Below are 18,655 nucleotides of genomic sequence, written 5' to 3'. Positions count from 1 at the left end.
GGTCGCGGTATCTTATCTTTTCCTGAGAAGACTGGTTAACCCTCAGGTCAGGTATGTTTCCCTGCCTGCTGATTATTTCCCCTTGTTCCTTATTTTAGGTATAGTTCTTTCTGGAATTTTCATGCGCTACTTTATCAAAACAGATATAGTTGCTGTAAAAGAATTGACCATGGGCCTGGTTACCTTCAATCCCAAGGTCCCAGAAGGTGTGGGAACTATTTTTTACATCCATATCTTTTTAGTTTCTGTGCTCCTCATCTATTTCCCTCTGAGTAAACTTATGCACATGGGCGGAGTATTTTTAAGCCCAACCAGAAATCTAGCTAATAATAGCAGGATGAAAACACATATTAATCCGTGGAATTATCCTGTAAAGATTCATACTTACGAGGCCTATGAGGATGAGTTTAGAGAAAGAATGGTAGAGGCTGGATTACCAGTGGAAAAGCCCTTAGAACAGCCAGTTGAGAATAAGGAGTAGAGAGTATGGCTACACCAAAACCACAAGAATTATTCGCAAGTATAAACCACAGGCCGCCCAAAAAGGATTGGATGGATGTGCCTGTGGAGATTAAGCCTGGTAGGTACTGTTATGCTGCCAACCCCAAGAGCCTGGAGGCGGTTGGTATGCCACATGCCAGGGACTGGAACCCTTTAGATGATGACTGGAAGCTTCCTGAAAACTGGAAGGAAATTATAATCCAAGGTATCAGAGAGCGGCTTGAGAAGTTTAGATCATTTAAAGTCTTCATGGATATTTGTGTACGTTGTGGCGCGTGTGCTGATAAATGTCATTACTTTATTGGTTCTGGTGACCCAAAGAATATGCCAGTTTTACGCGCTGAATTACTTCGCTCCATTTATCGCGGTGAGTTTACCAAAGCGGGCAAGATTCTGGGCAGGTTTGCCGGAGCGCGCAAGCTTACTCCCGAAGTAATCAAAGAATGGTGGTATTACTTTTTTCAATGTTCTGAGTGTCGCCGTTGCTCTGTCTTCTGTCCTTACGGTATTGATACGGCTGAAATAACAATTTTAGGCCGCGAACTGCTTAACCTTTTAGGTCTAAATATCGACTGGATTGCAACTCCTGTGGCTAATTGTTACCGGACAGGTAACCACCTGGGTATTCAGCCCCATGCCTTTAAAGACATGATTGATTTCTTCTGTGATGACATTGAAGAAATCACAGGTATCCGTCCAGAGCCTTCCTTCAATAAGAAGGGAGCTGATATTTTATTTATCACACCTTCTGGTGATGTCTTTGCCGATCCAGGTACATACACTTGTATGGGCTACCTGATGCTTTTCCATTATCTGAAGGAAGAGTATGGATTAGAAGTTACCTGGAGCACCTATGCTTCTGAGGGTGGTAACTTTGGCTTTTTTACATCCCATGAAATGATGAAAAGGCTTAATGCCAAGATGTATTTGGAAGCCAAGAGACTGGGCGTGAAATGGATCCTTGGTGGTGAGTGCGGCCATATGTGGCGTGTCATTCATCAGTATATGGCCACTATGCAACAGGATATGGTCGGCGATTTAGATTTTCTAGAAGAGCCTGTATCTCCTATCACTGGCACCAAGTTTGAGAATGCCAAAGCAACCAAGATGGTCCACATTGTTGAGTTTACAGCTGATCTTATTAAGCACGGCAAGCTCAAATTGGATAAGAGCCGCAATGACAATCTGATTATGACCTTTCATGATTCCTGTAATCCTTCTCGCGGGATGGGTTTTCATGAAGAGCCAAGATATATCATAAAAAATACCTGTAACCATTTCTATGACATGCCCGAAAATACAATCCGCGAGCAGACTTTCTGCTGTGGCGGCGGAGCTGGTCTCAATGCGGGTGAAAATGAAGAATTGAGGATGATGGGAGGACTGCCAAGAGCTAACGCAGTCAAGTATGTGCATGAGAAGTACGGTGTGAATATGCTTGGATGTATTTGCGCCATTGATAGGGCCGTACTTCCCAACTCGATGAACTACTGGGTTCCTGGTGTGCAGGTAACCGGTCTTCATGAATTAGTTGGTAATGCCCTTGTCTTGCCTGGGGAACAGGAGAGGGAGACCAACTTGCGCGGTGAACCCTTACCAGGAAAGGAGGATATATAAATGTACGATGGCGGTAAGATCATTGCAGGGCTGGCCGTGTTTGTGCTCCTGTTTACCTTTCCATTTTGGTATAATGTAGGAAATGCTGCTTATACCAGGCCAAAATTGGAACTGCCCAAGGAAGCTAAAGAGTGTGTGGAAAAGACTGAATGGATGCGCGCTGAGCATATGCAGCTCTTAAATCACTGGCGAGATGAAGTGGTACGTGAAGGGCATCGGGAATACAAAAGTATGGTCGCAGGGAAGACTTTTAATAAGAGCCTGACCAAGACCTGCATGAAGTGTCACGATAATAAGGAGAAGTTTTGCGATAGGTGTCATAACTCATTGGCAGTTAAACCCTATTGTTGGGACTGCCATGTGGCTCCAAAGGGGGAAAAGTAATGAAAAGCAGTAGAAGAAAATTTTTACAGATAGCTGGCCTTTCTGCCCTGGGTTGGAGCATATGTCCTTCACTTTTACAGGCATCCGGCCATGGAGGCGGAGAAGGAGGGCATGGTCAAGGTGTTCGCTGGGCAATGGCTATTGATACTCGTAAGTTGGATGACAAATTGATGGAAGAGTGTGTCCATGCCTGTCATAGCATTCACAACGTGCCCAAGATAAATTCCAAACAGAACATAAAATGGATTTGGAGTGCTCCATTTGAAAAACTGTTTCCGGGTCAGATGCACAAGTTTTTGAAAGAAGTCCCTGAGGAACATACACTTGCTTTATGTAACCATTGTGGGAATCCATCATGTGTGCGCGTGTGTCCTACCAAGGCCACGTTTAAGCGCCCTGACGGAATCGTTATGATGGATTTCCACAGGTGTATAGGTTGCCGTTACTGCATGGCTGCATGTCCTTACGGGTCCAGGAGTTTTAACTTTGCTGACCCCAGAAGGTTTTTAAAAGAACAGAATCCAGACTTTCCTACCCGCACCAAGGGTGTGGTTGAAAAGTGTACCTTCTGTGCAGAAAGGTTGGACGAGGGTAAAAGGCCTGCATGTGTAGAGGCGGCTAAGGGAGCAATTTACTTTGGGGATCTTAATGATCCACATTCCGAGGTAAGGCAGGTCTTGAAAGAAAGGTATTCGATCCGCCGTAAACCAGGCCTGGGAACTGATCCCAGTGTGTATTACTTAATCTAAGGGGTGGAAAATGCTGGAAAAGGCAATAAAAGGAAGTAAGATATATTGGGGATGGCTGGGCCTTCTCCTGGCCATAATAGGTGTTGGCTTTGGAGCGTATTTGGTGCAGCTCAATCAAGGTTTGAGCATCACCGGTATGAGCCGTGATGTCTCTTGGGGATTTTATATTGCCCAGTTTACTTTTTTAGTCGGTGTAGCAGCATCTGCTGTAATGATGGTTATTCCTAAATACCTGCATCATTACCAGGCCTTTGGGAGGGTCTTGATTCTGGGAGAATTTTTGGCTGTTGCGGCAGTCTCTATGTGCCTGCTTTTTATTGTGGTCGATCTGGGCCAGCCGCAAAGACTTTTTAATGTTCTTTTACACCCAACACCTAATTCAATCCTGTTTTGGGATATGGTTGTCTTGAACGGTTATTTGTTTTTAAATATTTTAATTGGTTGGGTAACACTGGAAGCAGAGCGCAAACAGGTTCCCCCACCAGGCTGGATTAAGCCTTTTATTTACCTGTCTATTCCATGGGCAGTGAGTATTCACACTGTTACAGCCTTTCTTTATTGTGGCCTGCCAGGTCGCGGTTTCTGGTTGACAGCTATCTTGGCACCAAGATTTCTGGCCTCAGCCTTTGCATCAGGGCCTGCTTTTCTTATCCTGTTATGCTATATTGTAAAAATATTCACAAAATGGGATCCAGGCAAAGAGGCCATTCAGAGTTTGGCCAAGATCGTTACCTACGCCATTATCACCAACCTATTTTTCCTAGGATTGGAAGTCTTTACAGTTGGCTATAGCCAGATACCAGATCATTTGTTGCACTTTAAATACCTCTTTTTTGGCTTACACGGCTATAGTACTTATGTTCCCTGGATGTGGGCTTCTGTTATAGCTGGACTTGCTGCCGTGGCTATCCTTTTAAATCCGAAAAACAGGCAAGCGGACAATGTCCTGGCTTTTGCCTGCGTGTTGGTATTTTTGAGTTGTTGGATTGACAAGGGCCTGGGTATGATTTCAGGTGGTTTTGTCCCCAATCCTTTAGAGGAAATTACTGAATATATACCAACAAAACTTGAGTTGATGGTAACACTTGGAGTCTATGCTGCTGGATTTTTTATTTTGACAATTCTATACAAAGTTGCTGTAGGAGTTAAAAAAGAGGTTGATGCCTAATGAACAAAAGCCTCGTCTACTGGCGAGGCTTTTTATATTGAACTTGCGAAATTTTTATTTTTCAGAAAATTTTTATTTTAAAAGACTAGATCCTTGAAAGAATGTGATATTATATAGAACCGATTAATTATCCTGTCAGTTTTATAAAATTAAATCATTTTAATAGGTTACACATTGAGCCTGTTGTTTAAAGTCACAATTTTCTTATCTCGTATCTTGACAATAATTACTTATTATGACTAATGCGCTTAACACAAATTATTTTTAGGCAAAAACTGACCAAGTTTTTGTAACTAAATTTTTTAACCTATTAATTTTTTTGGAGGTTTGCTATGGCTTATAAAATTACAGTTGATGTGGATAAGTGTACAGGCGATGGTGAATGCGTAGATGTTTGCCCTGTCGAAGTTTATGAACTTCAAGATGGCAAAGCCGTACCTGTTAATGAAGAAGAATGCCTTGGTTGTGAGTCCTGTATTGAAGTTTGCGAACAGGATGCCATCACTTTAGAAGAGATTTAGCTTAAAATGGGGGGCAATAACCTTGCCCCCCTATCACTTTGTAGTCCCATCTTACAATCCTCTCAATAAACTTTATCCAAAATAGTTTTTGGTAAAATGATCTATATTCTAAGGTGCTAATCTTAGAATATGGATCATAGTGCCAAATAAAAGGAGTTAATGAATGGATTTAGATTTTAGCTACTATTTTAAACAATACGAAGAGCTTTTAAAAAGTGTAGATAATATATTCTCAAAGGTTAAAGAAGAGTATCCTGATAGGGTCAAATGTACCCTTGGTTGCAGCGATTGCTGTTATGCACTATTTGATTTGCCCCTCATTGAGGCTCTTTACTTAAATCATCATTTTAAAGAATTAGATAAAGAAAGGCGCAATGAAATCCTGATTCGTGCTGATAAAGCAGATCGACAAATATATAAGATTAAGAGACAAGCTTTCAAGGCTCAACAAAAAGGTGAAGAAGAAGAAAAAATTTTAGCTGAAATAGCCAAAAAAAGAGTCCGTTGTCCTTTACTTGGAGAAGATAATAAATGTGAGTTGTATGATGTAAGGCCCGTTACATGCCGTTTATATGGTTTGCCTATGGCTATTAATCAAAAGAGCCGTTCTTGTGGTCTGTCTGGGTTTGAGCCTGGACGCTCTTATCCTACTGTTAATATGGATAAGATTTATGAGAAGTTATTTTTGATAAGCTATGATCTAGTCCAAAGTTTAAATACTAAATATGTTCAACTACATACAGTTTTGGTGCCGGTCTCAATGGCTTTGCTTACAGAATATGATAATGAATATCTTGGCATAAGAGAGAATCTGCCTGTGTCTGATGAAGAAAAAAAAGTGACGAATGAATGGGTGTTAGGTGAGGGGGACTAAATGAAAATTCTGGTCGATGAACAGGAAAGGCAAAAAAGAGCGATTTATGACTCTCTGTCTCCAAGGCGGAAGAAGTTTATTGACCGCATAGGTTATGAAAAATGGGATCCTTTTCAAGAGCCAAATGATCCTCGCAAGGTAAAAACTGATACAACAAACCGTACAACAAAGCAGTTAGTGAGGGATTTTTTATCTGAGTGTCAGCCAGATGATTATAGTAATGCCTATGGACAGGGAGTGTTAGAGATTTGCTTAGGGATTGTTAATGGTGATGATAGGTATCGGGCTATGTATGAATTTTCATTATGGTATCATGAGCTATTAAAAAGAGAAAATAAAGAGTTTAAAAAAAGTTTATAAGTAAAAGTCAACAGAAGTTTTAAATAAGGTAATCATGTTAGTGTTAAGGATTGTAAAAAATCATTTTATGAATGACTTTTAATTTTATATAGTTCTATCCTGTAACAATGTGAGTCAGGGGCCAAACCTTACTTAAGAGGACAATTTTACATAATTTTTTTCAATCCTGATTTCTTCCATGCTGGTGCAAATGTCTGGAGCCATCTATAGCTTGCTTGCAGGCAGAGCATAATGGTACATTTGAGATAAATGAATATTCTTTTTATTGTCGATAGTTATGGCAAATACTCCCGGATATTTAGCTTTGGCACCCCCGATGCTCTGCTTATCTGCAAGCTTCGCCAAGATGTCTTACCCAGCCCTTTGTAATGCTTTCAAGAAATCAGAACTTCTAATCTTGTAGTCAAAATGGGGTTTGGCCTCAGACTCATTGTATCCTAGGTATTGACGCTTTAAACTCTAAACATAGAGAAGGAAGGAATATGACTCAAGAACAGCAAAAAAAGACTATTGAAGAACAAATTGAAGAGTTAAAGTCCAAATTAGCAGCCAATCCTGAATGCGGAATAACTCAATATAATTTGGGAGTTGCTTATCTGGCTAAACGGGAATTTGAAAAGGCAAAAGATGCCTTCAAAAAAGCGGTACAATGTTCTCCAGATCTTGCTGAAGCCTATGTTCAATTGGGCGGAATAGCTATGTACGAGGGAGATATTGATGCCTGCTTCAGCTATAATCAGATGGCCTCCAAAATACGGCCACGTTTTGCAGTCCCTCATGGGAATATGGGTTTTGTTTATTTACAGAAAAATGAAGTTGATAAAGCCATCGCAAGTTTAAGAAGGGCCATTTCTTTTGATCCAAAGTTTGTTCAAGCCCATGCTACCTTAGGCAGTGCCTATCTTATGGAAGGAGATTTAGATGGGTGCATTGAACAATCAAGGAAAGCCATTGAACTTGAACCCAAATTTGGACCAGCTTACAATAACATGGGCTTAGCTTACTTGGAAAAGGGAGAGTATAAGAAGGCGGTTGAGTGCTTTGATAAAGCAATAGAAACTGGGTATGAGGTTGCCCCGGAGATACTTCAGGAAATTGAAAAATATCGCTAATGATCATTTGTATCTAGAAGCATATCCAGCTGACTGATTGATCGAATGAATATGGGTAATGGCTCATGATTTTCCTGGCCAGCCTGTTATTGTGAATTAACTTGAGGAGTAAAGGCTATGTGAGTTCGCTATTCAGGGAATAAACAGAACTTCTCCAATCATCCAAAGAAGTTAATCTTGGGCCATGGGTTTTGATTAAGAAAGAGAGAGACAGAAATTTAATTTTCGGTTGACAAGAACTTTTTGTTGTGTGAAAATTCACAAAAGAATCTAGCCTGTAGTAAATTCGTGGTTTAAACCGTTTGCCTACTTGTATGGTTTTGGGTAGGACGGTTTTTTTTTAATAAGGGCGTAACTATTATTTAAGGAGGAATTGCAATGCCTAAACATGAAACCCCTTTGTTGGACCAGCTTGAAAGTGGTCCATGGCCAAGTTTCGTGTCTGAGATTAAGAGGCAGTCTGAGGCCAGGCATCAGAAGCAGAATGAAGTGGAATATCAAATTCCTGTCGATGTCTGTGATGACGTGTTGGGAATCTTGGAGATGTCCTACAATGATGGAACATGTCATTGGAAGCACGGTGGGATAGTTGGAGTTTTCGGTTATGGTGGTGGTGTAATTGGTCGTTATTGTGACCAGCCAGATAAATTTCCTGGCGTTGCTCATTTTCACACCGTTCGCGTTAACCAGCCTGCTGGCAAGTACTATACTACTGAATATCTGCGCCAGCTTTGCGACCTTTGGGATTTTCGCGGTTCTGGTTTAACCAATATGCATGGGTCTACTGGTGATATCGTACTTTTGGGTACCAGGACAGAGCAGTTGGAAGAAATTTTCGGTGTATTGACTCATGAGTTGAATCAGGACTTGGGTGGTTCTGGTTCAAACCTGCGTACACCTGCCTGTTGCTTGGGTGAATCTCGTTGCGAGTTTGCCTGTTATGACACTCAAGAGCTTTGCTACCAATTGACCATGGAATACCAGGATGAGTTGCACAGGCCAGCCTTCCCCTATAAGTTCAAGTTCAAATTTGACGGTTGTCCGAATGGCTGCGTAGCTTCTATCGCCCGTTCTGATATGTCTTTTATCGGAACCTGGCGTGATGAGATCCGCATTGATCAGGAAGCAGTTGCTGCCTATATTGGTGGAGAACTGAAACCGAATGCTGGGGCTCATGCTGATGGTGAATGGGGCCCATTTGATATCAAGAAAGAAGTTATTGATCTTTGTCCATCTCAATGCATGAGTTTAGAGGATGGAAAATTAGTTATTGATAACAAAGAGTGTGTACGCTGTATGCATTGTATCAATACAATGCCAAGGGCTTTGCGTATTGGTAATGATCGTGGTTTGTCCATTCTGGTTGGCGCTAAGGCCCCAATCCTTGACGGAGCTCAAATGAGTTCTCTGCTTGTACCTTTCATTAAGGTTGAGCCTCCTTATGATGAAATTAAGGAAGTTATTGAAAATGTTTGGGATTGGTGGATGGAAGAAGGTAAAAACCGTGAGCGTTTGGGTGAGACAATCAAACGCTTGAGTTTTCAGAAGCTTTTGGAAGTTACTGGCATCAAGCCAATGCCTCAGCATGTACAGGAACCAAGACACAATCCTTATATTTTCTGGAAAGAGGAAGAGGTTCCTGGCGGATGGCAGCGTGATATTAAAGAATTCAGAAAACTCCATCAGAGATAGGGGAGGTAAAAAATGGCTTTTATTCCTTCTGGATATTACAATCCTGACAAACCAATGGAAAACAGGATTACTGATATTGGCCCTAGGTACTATGAAGAATTTCTTCCACCTGTTATTAAGAATAACAAGGGTAAGTGGCTCTGGCATGAAATTTTGGAGCCAGGCGTATTAATGCACAAGGCTGAGAGCGGCGACGAAGTTTACACTGTACGTTGCGGTTCTCCAAGGCTCTTGAGTGTTGAGACTATTCGTGAGATCTGCGAAATTGCTGACAAGCATTGCGATGGTTACGTCCGTTTTACCACCAGAAACAATATTGAGTTTATGGTGGATAGCAAAGACAAGCTGGATGCTCTGAAAGAAGACCTGTCCAGCCGCAAGCATCCCGGTGGAAGTTACAAGTTCCCCATTGGTGGAACTGGTGCAGGTATAACCAACATAGTTCATACTCAGGGTTGGATCCACTGTCACACTCCTGCATCCGATGCTTCTGGTACTGTTAAGGTCGTTATGGATGAGCTTTTCGAAGAGTTCCAGCAGATGAAGATGCCTGCCAAGTTAAGAATCGCAATGGCATGCTGCTTGAACATGTGCGGTGCTGTACATTGTTCTGATATTGCTATCCTTGGTTATCACCGCAAGCCTCCAATTATTGACCATGAATGGCTGGAAAACTTGTGTGAAATTCCATTGGCTGTAGCAGCTTGTCCTACAGGCGCTATTCGTCCGACTAAGACAAAGATTACCACCGAGTCTGGAGAGGAAAAAGAGGTAAAGACTGTAGCCATCAAGCAGGAAAGGTGTATGTTCTGCGGTAACTGTTACACCATGTGTCCTGCATTGCCCTTGGCAGATAAAGAAGGTGATGGTTTGGTAATTATGGCCGGTGGTAAGATTTCAAACCGTATTAGCCAGCCTAAGTTCTCCAAAGTAGTAGTTGCTTTTATTCCTAATGAGCCTCCACGTTGGCCAACACTGGCTAAAGTAATGCGCAAAATCGTTGAGGCTTACGCTAAAAACGCACGTAAATACGAACGTCTTGGCGATTGGGCAGAGCGTATTGGCTGGGAGCGCTTCTTTGAGATTTGTGACCTCGAATTCACCCACCACCTCATCGATGACTTCCGTGATCCTGCTTACTACACATGGAGACAAACCACACAATTTAAGTTTTAGGATTAAACAATGAAATAGAGGGCGCATGAACTTCTTGCGCCCTCAAACATTTAGAGAGGTTTTAGACATGGATAAAGAAGCTGCAAAACAAGAAATTATAAACTTTATTAAATCCAAGTCCAAAAGCAAAAGTAAATTTTATTTCAATGATTTCACTAAGCTTTTGCCAGATATGAAAACCAGAGAAGTTAAGAAACTTTTGACTCAGTTAATAAATGAAGGCGTACTGGAGTTCTGGTCCAGCGGTAGTACCACCATGTATGGCTTGGCTGGAGCTGGAAAGCAGCATGCCACTGAGGGTGAGGAGTAATTTGATGATTGTGCCTAAAGTGCACTAAAGTTGAAAGAGCCTAAAGTTTCTTGACAAATGAGAGAAGAAAGTTTTTTTTAGCCTTTTGGCCTTTTTGAACCTTAGACACTTTAGTGCATTTTAAATAAAGCACTTTAGGCGCTATCTCATAGTGGTTAGAAACCAAAAATTTTCCTTTCCCCGAGTTATTCTTGCTGGCCTCAAAGGGGGCTCAGGCAAGACTTTAGTTAGTTTAGGCCTAGCTAGGGCTTATAGAGATCAAGAACTCAAAATCAAGCCTTTCAAAAAGGGCCCAGATTATATAGATGCCAAATGGCTGAGCCTGGCTGCGGGTCAGGCGGCATCAAATCTGGACCCTTTTATTTTTCCCTCCTCTAAAGTTCAGTCACTTTTCTGGTCTTATTCATCCGATTTTGATTTGGCTTTGATAGAAGGTAATCGTGGCCTATTTGATGGCAAAGATGTTGCCGGATCATATTCTACGGCTGAGCTTGCACGCTTGTTAGACGCGCCCATTATATTGGTTGCAGATTGTACTAAGGTGACCAGAACCATGGCGGCCATTGTCCTGGGCTGCAAACTGTTTGAGCCGGATTTAAACTTGGCCGGGATTATCCTTAATCAGACCGCTGGTGATAGGCACCGCAAAATTTTATGCCAGTCGATTGAAAAGTATACTGACATTCCCGTCCTTGGGGCTTTGCCAAGGATGCGTCAGAATCCTATCCCTGAGCGACACATGGGCTTAATTTCTGATCAAGAGTATCAAGATTTAGATACTATATTTAATAAGCTAGCCAAGATAGTAAAAGATTATGTTGATATAGATAAAATATTAAAAATTGCTCGTAATGCAAAAGAAGTAGAGATATCATCATTTGATCCAGTCTGGCCAGAAAAGAGCTCTAGTGATGTTGTTATTGGGGTAGTTAGAGATGCCTCTCTTTGGTTTTATTATGAAGAAAATATCAAGGCCTTGGAGGTACAAGGAGCCAAGGTTGTAAACTTGAGTATTTTAGATGACTCTGACTGGCCAGAAATACATGCTCTATATCTTGGAGGTGGCTTCCCGGAGACCATGGCCGGGCAGCTTGAAGCTAACGCTAGAAAGAGGACTCTTGTCAAGAATCTGGCAGAAAAGGGTATGCCCATTTATGCAGAATGTGGCGGCTTCATGTATCTATGCCAAAATTTATTTTATGAGGGACTGACCTACCCTATGACCGGGGTTTTGCCTGTTCAGACCAAGGTCCATAAAAAACCTCAAGGTCATGGATATGTAAAAGCAGAAATTATTTTGCCCAATCCGTTTTATAAAAAAGGTCAAAAGATAGTAGGTCATGAGTTTCATTACTCAGATTGTCAGGACATTAATAAGGACTTGGACTTTGCTTTGCGTTTAAAGCGTGGTGTTGGTATGTGTGATGGAATGGATGGACTTCTTTATAAAAATGTTTTTGCCAGTTATGCGCATATTCATGCATTAGGGTCTCCTGATTGGGCTAAAAATTTTGTCTTGGCTGCGGAAAAATTTAAGCAAGCTATGGACTCAGGTCTTAAAGAATGTCCCAGGATTGTTGTTGAGTAGCTTTTTTTTGTAATCACTCACCATTTTTGTGCCTGCTTACTACCCTGTGATTGGATACGTTGAACAGTGAACAGAAAAAAATGTCGAATTGCGGACCTCGAACTTCGAACTAAAAAAGATAGTTTAGTTAAATTAACCTGGCCAGGTAAAAAAACTCATACAGCTAGCCAAAATCAAAATGAATCTTTTGACTTATCCTGGCAAGTGCGCGAACGTTTTTTTCCTGCCAAAAATTTTCCTTCCTGGGTTAGTTTAACCCCTAAACCTATCTCCAATGAAACTTCTGCCTCTCCCTGGAACAATAAACTTTTTTGGGGTGAAAATCTTCTGATCCTACATGCCCTGGCAGACAAATTCGCTGGAAAAATTGATCTCATTTACATTGATCCCCCCTTTGCTACCGGCACTAACTTTTCCTTTCAAAGACCAATCGGAGAAAAGACTTATCGGGATAAACATTATCAAATCATCGATACAGCCTATCGAGATTCCTGGGACAAGGGGCTTCCTTCTTATTTGAGTATGATCCAGGAACGCTTAAGGTTAATGTACAAGCTTTTAAGTGACAGTGGGAGTCTCTATGTGCATGTGGATTATCGTGTAAGTGCTTACTTGCGCCTTATTCTAGATGAAATCTTTGGACCTGAGAATTTTATTAATGAGATTATCTGGTTTTATAAGACCGGTGGCATGCCTGAAAAGTTAGGCTTTGGCCGTAAGCATGACAATATTTTATTTTATGTAAAAGACAGGACAAAGGCCACTTGGAATCCGCAGAAGGAAAAGTCTTATCTCATGCACAAATATGGTTTTGCAAATATAGAGGTTTTTAAAGATGAGCGTGGGAAATATACCCTCGTCAATTGTCGAGATGTATTTGATATTTCTGCCTTGAGAGGCAATCAGCCTGAAAGAGTTGATTATCCTACCCAGAAGCCAGAAGCCTTGTTGGAAAGAATTATCAAGGCATCAACTAATCCAGGGGATCTGGTAGCTGATTTTTTCTGTGGGTCCGGGACAACACTTTGTGTTGCGGAAAAGTTAGGACGGCGCTGGCTTGGCAGTGACCTTGGGCGATGGGCCGTTCATGTAACAAAAAAAAGGTTACTTCAGATAGAGGGGTGTGCTCCTTTTGAGGTCTTGAGTTTTGGAAGCTTAGAGAGAAGTTTTTGGCAAAAGAATAAGTTAGCAGAAACAGAAGGGAAGAAAAAAAACGTCGTTAGTGCTCGAAAGGCAAGAGTCGATAGTCAAAGGTCAGTGAATTTTATACCTTCAGATTTACGACAAATTTTAGATTGTCTTGGCATAGATGAATTTCAAAATATCTCCCGGGTAATTTCTTCATTATCATTAAGAGGAAGTTTAATGTTAATCCCGGGAAAATATTTTGAACACTCTAAGAGCTCCTTGGAACAAGTCCGAAAAGCTTTAATATATGTGTCTGCGATCCATGAAGTAATATCTTTTAATGAGGTTAAATTACTTATAGATATCTGTAGAAGGGTCGGGGAAAGTGTTTTGCATGTTCTGGCCTGGGAGTGGACTAACGATGTTTTTTTATCCAGAGATTGTGCCGTGAAGAAGAAAGTTGAACTCTATTTAAGAACCATTCCCAGGGAAATCATGGAAAATGCGGCTTTGAAAAACAAGGATATCCATTTTTATGAGTTGCCAGTTGTTGATGTTCGGGTGGTTAAGAAAAGCGATATGAGTATTGAACTTGAATTAAAAAATTTCTTTTATCCGCATCCAGAATTAATTCCTGAAGCTATAAAAACGAAAATAGAAAAATGGTCTGATTATATAGATTATTGGGCAGTGAGCCTGGATTATAAGCAGGAGACATTTTCTCCCTTCTGGGTGGGGTTTAGGACCCGGAATGAGCGTAGGCTACCTTTGATTACTCAGCCGTGTACACTTAAGGACGCCCATGCATATAATGTTCGAGTGAAGGTGGTGGATATTTTTGCTCAGGAAACAGAGTTTTTTTTGTCCGAACACCGATGCCCACCTTGTTGAAAACTGCTAGGAACCGCTACTACAATGCGGGATTCAACAGGCCAGAGTGTTATGTTTCTATTAATGTGATTTGCTGACCGTGGCCAATACCCTGCACACTGACTTCGCCTGTGCCCGAGTCAAGGTGAAATTGCACCGGTAAAAACTGCTCAACGACCCGGATATTGGTCTCTAGGTGGCTGGTAAACTTTTCAGTAATAATACATGATTTTCCCTTGGCCAAGGCCATATAGGGGATAAGCTGGTCGGCAAGATGCGAATCAACAGTAGCTGGACTTGACTTAAAATCAAACCAGCCTTGGCAGACCTCATCGGCTACCTGTTCGACCGGTTTACCCCTGCGTCCCAGAGCGCTGAAACCGGCAATAGTTCGCTCAAAAATAGCGTATAGGAACACTATTACACCGGGACCGGTTGATTGCGCTGTCACGATCCGGGTTTCAACCTTACAGTCCTCGTCCGCCAGTCTTTCAGCGACATGCGTTGCCGCTCTTTCGGCAATATGCATCGGCAGATCTGCCAAGCCCATTGTCAGATGCAGTCCCAGTAATCGGCCCCGCCAGCGCAACTCAATAGGGTGCAAACAGGCGCAGGGGTCGATTTTGGTCATGATCTCTCCGCATCCTTTCGGATACCAGCCCCAGCGAAGCAAAGAGAGTTCCACATGGCCTTCCATCCTTTTTAGAGCAGGCAGGAAGACCTTTTCCAGGTAATGGAACGGTGGGCTGAAAGGAACGTGTGTGCCACCGGTAATATTCACTTCTGAGGGCGTGGAGGCAAAGAGTAAGGGGGGCAAGACAGCGGCCAGCACTAGCCCGGTGGAGCCGGCCGTTCTTATCTTGAAACGGTAGTTTCCGCCTTTTATGGTCTGTGGCGCAAAATACAGGCGGGTTGAATTTTCATGGGCACCTCTTAGCTCGCCCCCGGTGATGGCGGCTAGGGCATGTACCGCCACTAGGTGTTGAGGGCGTAGACCAGGTTTTCTTCGGTTCCTCCGTATATTATAGATTTCTACCGGTTGCCGCAGCAAGGCGGCCAGGGCCAGGGATGTACGCAGGATCTGGCCGCCTCCTTCGCCCCGGCTTCCGTCTATGCGGAGAGTCTTGACCATATTTTTTTTATGCCGGAGAGACCCTACTTTCTGGCTAGGCTCTGGCCTCTCGTTCCCGCTTTTGGCCGCGAAGGTGTACCATACAGAGCGAGCTTAGTTCCTCGGACAGCAATTCAAGTAAATCATCTGCTGTTATGATGCCTTCCAGGCCGCCTTCTTCATTGACTATCGGCATCCGGCGGACTCCTTTGGCGCGCATGCGCTGCAACATCGTCCATATGCCATCCTGCTCTTTGGCCACCAGTAGTTCGCGAGACATTATGTCGTCCGCTGTGATGGAGTCGACCTGCTTTCCCTTGGCAATTACCTCCATCACGATGTCGCGGTCAGTGACAATACCGATCGGTTCCGAATATCCGTTCTTTGATTCGACGATCACGACGTCACCTACGTGGTATTGCCGCATGAGTTGCGCCAGTCCAGTAATGCTGGTTTCCTTGTTTGCGATCACGACTTCACGGTTGCAAAATTCTTTGACTGCCATAAGAACCTCCTGTTTGTTGTCTTCTCTGTTGGAAAATGCGCGGCAATACGTTTTTTTCCTTCTCCTCCAATTTCATGTTGATCATTCCTCAAAATTAATATTCTAACCTTGTTTTCATGGAGTTTGGAAGGTTTTTTCGAAAGACAAGCATTTAGTGCGCCCACGGCAAATTCGGAATTTAACTCATGTTTTTTTCACGAAGTTTTCATGGTTTTCCCGTTTATTCCAATCAACATAAAATTCTCCCAGATTATTAAATATAGTCATCATTTCGTTAGGGTTCAAGGGCTGGAAATAAAATACTTTACCCCTTTTTCAAATTTCTTCATAATGTCTTTTAGGTTTCTGAATTCTAAAGGATGTTTTCCAAAAAAGATAGATTAGGATGATGTCATGGCAAATGTAAAAAAGGTTTTTCAGGTTAAAGGGATGAGCTGTGCGGCATGTGTAGCCCGGGTGGAAAGAGCTGTGCGCAAACTGGATGGGGTTGAAGATGTCAGTGTCAATCTGGCTACTGGTAAGATGTATGTTGAGCTTGTCGATAAAGGGGCAGGGCAAAAAATTAAAGAGGTCGTGCGGAAAGCCGGATTTGATTTGGAGGAAGCGAGCTTACAAAGAGTTCGTTTACGAATCAAAGGGATGACCTGTGCTGCCTGTGTAGGCCGGGTGGAAAGGGCTTTACAAAAAGTTAAGGGTGTCAAGGTCGCGAATGTAAATTTAGCTTCGGAACTAGCGTACATTGAGTATGATCCAGAGCTAGTTAATGTTGTCGATTTAATCAAGAACGTAGAAAATGCAGGTTATGCCGCAGAACTTTATTCACCTGAAAAAAGACAAGATGTTGATGCAGAAAAGGCCAAATTGATCCGGATGCGCAAGAAGGTAATTATGGCTATTTGTTTTGCCCTGCCACTGCTTGTTATTTCTATGGGCGAAATGGTGGGCCTCACCTTACCTTCTTTTTTAAGCCCTGATCAAAATCCTCTAAACTTTGCCCTGATCCAATTTTTTTTGACTCTCCCTATAATCTGGTCTGGAAGAAATTTTTACCTCCATGGTTTCCCCAATTTATACCGTTTGGCTCCTAATATGGACTCGTTGATTGCCGTGGGCACTGGCGCTGCTTTTCTCTATAGTACATGGAATTTATTGGAAATCATGTTTGGCCATTCTCCCTATATTAAAGCCAAGGATCTTTATTTTGAGTCTGCAGCAGTGATAATTGCTCTGGTTTCTTTAGGGAAATTTTTGGAAGCCAGGGCAAAGGTCAAAACATCAGATGCCATCCGCCAGCTAGTAAAACTTCGTCCGGACAAAACCACTTTGGTCAAAGGAGATGAGTTTACAGAAGTCCCGGTGGACATGGTTCAAAAAGGGGATGTTTTGCTGGTTAGACCGGGCGAAAGAATACCGGTCGATGGCATAGTTATCAAAGGCGAATCTTTCGTGGATGAATCAATGCTCACTGGCGAGAGTCTGCCCAGGGCCAAGAATATCGGGGATAAAGTTTTTGCCGGTACTCTAAATACAACTGGCTCGATTCAGTTTAGGGCCGAAAACGTGGGCAAGGATACTGCTTTGGCCCGGATCATTGCCCTGATTGAAGAGGCGCAAGGATCTAAAGCCCCCATTGCTAATCTGGCCGACAGTGTAAGTCGTTATTTTGTGCCGGTGGTCATGGGAATTGCTCTTGTCTCTGGCCTGAGCTGGTATTTAGCCGGGGCGGAGTTTAGTTTTGCACTGCGAATTTTTGTTGCGGTCATGGTCATTGCCTGCCCTTGTGCTCTTGGTCTGGCTACGCCCACGGCTATAATGGTCGCTACGGGGCGTGGAGCAAGGTTGGGAGTACTCATTAAGGGGGGTGAAACCCTTGAAAAGGCCAAGGATGTCCAGGTTATTGTCTTTGATAAAACAGGGACATTAACAAAAGGTAAACCCGAGCTGACAGATGTGCATATTCTTGATCAGGAAATGGACCGGGAGAACATTCTGTCCCTTTTGGGCGGAGTGGAAAACGAGTCCGAGCATCCCTTGGCCAAGGCTGTTGTCAATGGTTTAAAAACGCAAGTTGATGAGTTTACTTATCCTGATGAATTTAAATCTATACCAGGTAAGGGTATTTGGGCTAAAAAAGATGCCAGTATTATTTTAGTGGGCTCGCTTTCCTTAATGCAGGAGAATTCGGTTTCAGGCTTGGATGGGCCTCAAATAAAATTACTAATAGACAAGTTAAGTGGGCAGGGGAAAAGTTTATTGTTTATGGCCGTAGACGGAAAAGCAGTTCTGGTCATGGGGTTGGCTGACAAATTAAAGCCAGAAGCACCTGAAGTTGTGAGGAAACTTAAATCCATTGGCATAAAAATAATTATGATTACCGGAGATAACTGGAACACGGCCAAGGCTATTGCCGGACAGGCCGGAATTGAGGAAATAATGGCTCAGGTCTTGCCAGAGCACAAAGCTTTAAAAATTGATGAATTACAAAGACAGGGTTTTAAGGTGGCCATGGTTGGCGACGGCATAAATGATGCCCCTGCTTTAGCCAAAGCGGATATTGGCATATCTATGGGTACGGGTATTGATGTGGCCGTGGAGTCAGCAGATATAGTTCTCATGCATGGACATTTGAGAGGCGTGGTTACCGCTATTGAGCTGAGCAGGGCTACGGTCAAAAATATAAAACAGAATTTGTTCTGGGCCTTTTTTTACAATGTCTTGGGTATTCCTATAGCAGCAGGTTTACTCAAGCTCTTTGGTGGCCCGGTGTTAAATCCCATGATAGCCGGAGCGGCCATGGCCATGAGCTCGGTTTCTGTTGTTTCCAATGCTTTAAGACTTAAGCGTTTCAAGCCAAGGATTTGAGATTGAGAGAAAGTGGTTGGGAGGATGGTAAGGAGGCGAGACGAGTTGAAAGATGTTATAAAGGTTCTAGTAGGGGCGAACCTCTGTGTTCGCCCTGGAAATTAGGGGTTGGAAGAAAAGAAGTTTA

Annotated in this window: 17 protein-coding genes; 15 read left to right on the top strand and 2 right to left on the bottom strand. The window is 42.7% G+C overall.

Annotated elements, in window-relative coordinates; translation table 11 throughout:
• From AC3WVG_RS03035 to AC3WVG_RS02970, 14 genes are all read left to right on the top strand, one after another.
• Positions 1–481, top strand: a 481-nt coding sequence (locus AC3WVG_RS03035) for a respiratory nitrate reductase subunit gamma (RefSeq protein ID WP_488796702.1), incomplete at its 5' end; no start/stop codon positions are given.
• A 5-nt stretch (positions 482–486) separates the two neighbouring features.
• Positions 487–2,118, top strand: coding sequence for a sulfate reduction electron transfer complex DsrMKJOP subunit DsrK (dsrK, locus tag AC3WVG_RS03030; RefSeq protein ID WP_488796701.1), 1,632 nt, complete (start codon positions 487–489; stop codon positions 2,116–2,118).
• Complete coding sequence (gene dsrJ / locus AC3WVG_RS03025) at positions 2,119–2,502, top strand: sulfate reduction electron transfer complex DsrMKJOP subunit DsrJ (RefSeq protein WP_488796700.1); 384 nt, start codon at positions 2,119–2,121, stop codon at positions 2,500–2,502. It abuts the gene before it with no gap.
• Entirely contained in the window at positions 2,502–3,251 is a 750-nt protein-coding gene (gene dsrO, locus AC3WVG_RS03020) for a sulfate reduction electron transfer complex DsrMKJOP subunit DsrO (RefSeq protein WP_488796699.1), read from the top strand. Before dsrJ ends, dsrO begins: the two co-directional genes overlap by 1 nt.
• 10 nt (positions 3,252–3,261) lie before the next feature.
• Positions 3,262–4,419, top strand: coding sequence for a sulfate reduction electron transfer complex DsrMKJOP subunit DsrP (gene dsrP / locus AC3WVG_RS03015; protein WP_488796698.1), 1,158 nt, complete (start codon positions 3,262–3,264; stop codon positions 4,417–4,419).
• Positions 4,420–4,751: 332 nt separating this feature from the next.
• Positions 4,752–4,940, top strand: coding sequence for a ferredoxin (locus AC3WVG_RS03010; RefSeq protein ID WP_252379495.1), 189 nt, complete (start codon positions 4,752–4,754; stop codon positions 4,938–4,940).
• Between the two features lie 163 nt (positions 4,941–5,103).
• The gene (locus tag AC3WVG_RS03005; RefSeq protein WP_488796697.1) at positions 5,104–5,814 is read left to right on the top strand and encodes a YkgJ family cysteine cluster protein; all 711 of its coding nucleotides are present in this window, start codon (positions 5,104–5,106) and stop codon (positions 5,812–5,814) included.
• Positions 5,815–6,174: a hypothetical protein gene (locus AC3WVG_RS03000; RefSeq protein ID WP_488796696.1), complete on the top strand. Its 360-nt coding sequence runs from the start codon at positions 5,815–5,817 to the stop codon at positions 6,172–6,174.
• Between the two features lie 482 nt (positions 6,175–6,656).
• Positions 6,657–7,286 (top strand): tetratricopeptide repeat protein, encoded by a 630-nt coding sequence (locus AC3WVG_RS02995; RefSeq protein WP_488796695.1) that lies wholly within the window; start codon positions 6,657–6,659, stop codon positions 7,284–7,286.
• A 378-nt stretch (positions 7,287–7,664) separates the two neighbouring features.
• The gene (gene dsrA, locus AC3WVG_RS02990) at positions 7,665–8,978 is read left to right on the top strand and encodes a dissimilatory-type sulfite reductase subunit alpha (protein WP_488796694.1); all 1,314 of its coding nucleotides are present in this window, start codon (positions 7,665–7,667) and stop codon (positions 8,976–8,978) included.
• A gap of 12 nt (positions 8,979–8,990) precedes the next feature.
• Complete coding sequence (gene dsrB, locus AC3WVG_RS02985; protein ID WP_488796693.1) at positions 8,991–10,154, top strand: dissimilatory-type sulfite reductase subunit beta; 1,164 nt, start codon at positions 8,991–8,993, stop codon at positions 10,152–10,154.
• A gap of 67 nt (positions 10,155–10,221) precedes the next feature.
• The gene (locus AC3WVG_RS02980) at positions 10,222–10,464 is read left to right on the top strand and encodes a dissimilatory sulfite reductase D family protein (RefSeq protein WP_488796703.1); all 243 of its coding nucleotides are present in this window, start codon (positions 10,222–10,224) and stop codon (positions 10,462–10,464) included.
• 151 nt (positions 10,465–10,615) lie between these two features.
• The gene (locus AC3WVG_RS02975) at positions 10,616–12,052 is read left to right on the top strand and encodes a cobyrinic acid a,c-diamide synthase CobB (protein ID WP_488796692.1); all 1,437 of its coding nucleotides are present in this window, start codon (positions 10,616–10,618) and stop codon (positions 12,050–12,052) included.
• Between the two features lie 66 nt (positions 12,053–12,118).
• Positions 12,119–14,071 carry a site-specific DNA-methyltransferase gene (locus tag AC3WVG_RS02970; protein WP_488796691.1) on the top strand — a complete coding sequence of 651 codons (1,953 nt, stop codon included), beginning with the start codon at positions 12,119–12,121 and terminating at the stop codon, positions 14,069–14,071.
• Between the two features lie 49 nt (positions 14,072–14,120).
• Here the strand turns inward: AC3WVG_RS02970 and rtcA are convergent, their stop codons facing one another.
• Both rtcA and AC3WVG_RS02960 read right to left on the bottom strand, forming a co-directional pair.
• Entirely contained in the window at positions 14,121–15,182 is a 1,062-nt protein-coding gene (gene rtcA / locus AC3WVG_RS02965; RefSeq protein ID WP_488796690.1) for an RNA 3'-terminal phosphate cyclase, read from the bottom strand.
• A 34-nt stretch (positions 15,183–15,216) separates the two neighbouring features.
• Positions 15,217–15,666 (bottom strand): CBS domain-containing protein, encoded by a 450-nt coding sequence (locus AC3WVG_RS02960; protein WP_488796689.1) that lies wholly within the window; start codon positions 15,664–15,666, stop codon positions 15,217–15,219.
• A 393-nt stretch (positions 15,667–16,059) separates the two neighbouring features.
• On the opposite strand from AC3WVG_RS02960, the gene AC3WVG_RS02955 reads away from it, so the two are divergent.
• A complete protein-coding gene (locus AC3WVG_RS02955; protein WP_488796688.1) occupies positions 16,060–18,528 on the top strand; it encodes a heavy metal translocating P-type ATPase in 2,469 nt (822 codons plus the stop codon).
• The last annotated feature ends 127 nt before the right edge of the window (positions 18,529–18,655 follow it).

The organism is Desulfovulcanus sp., assembly GCF_982781345.1.
Note: the sequence above shows the minus strand (reverse complement) of the source record. Positions and strands in the feature narration are given on the sequence as shown.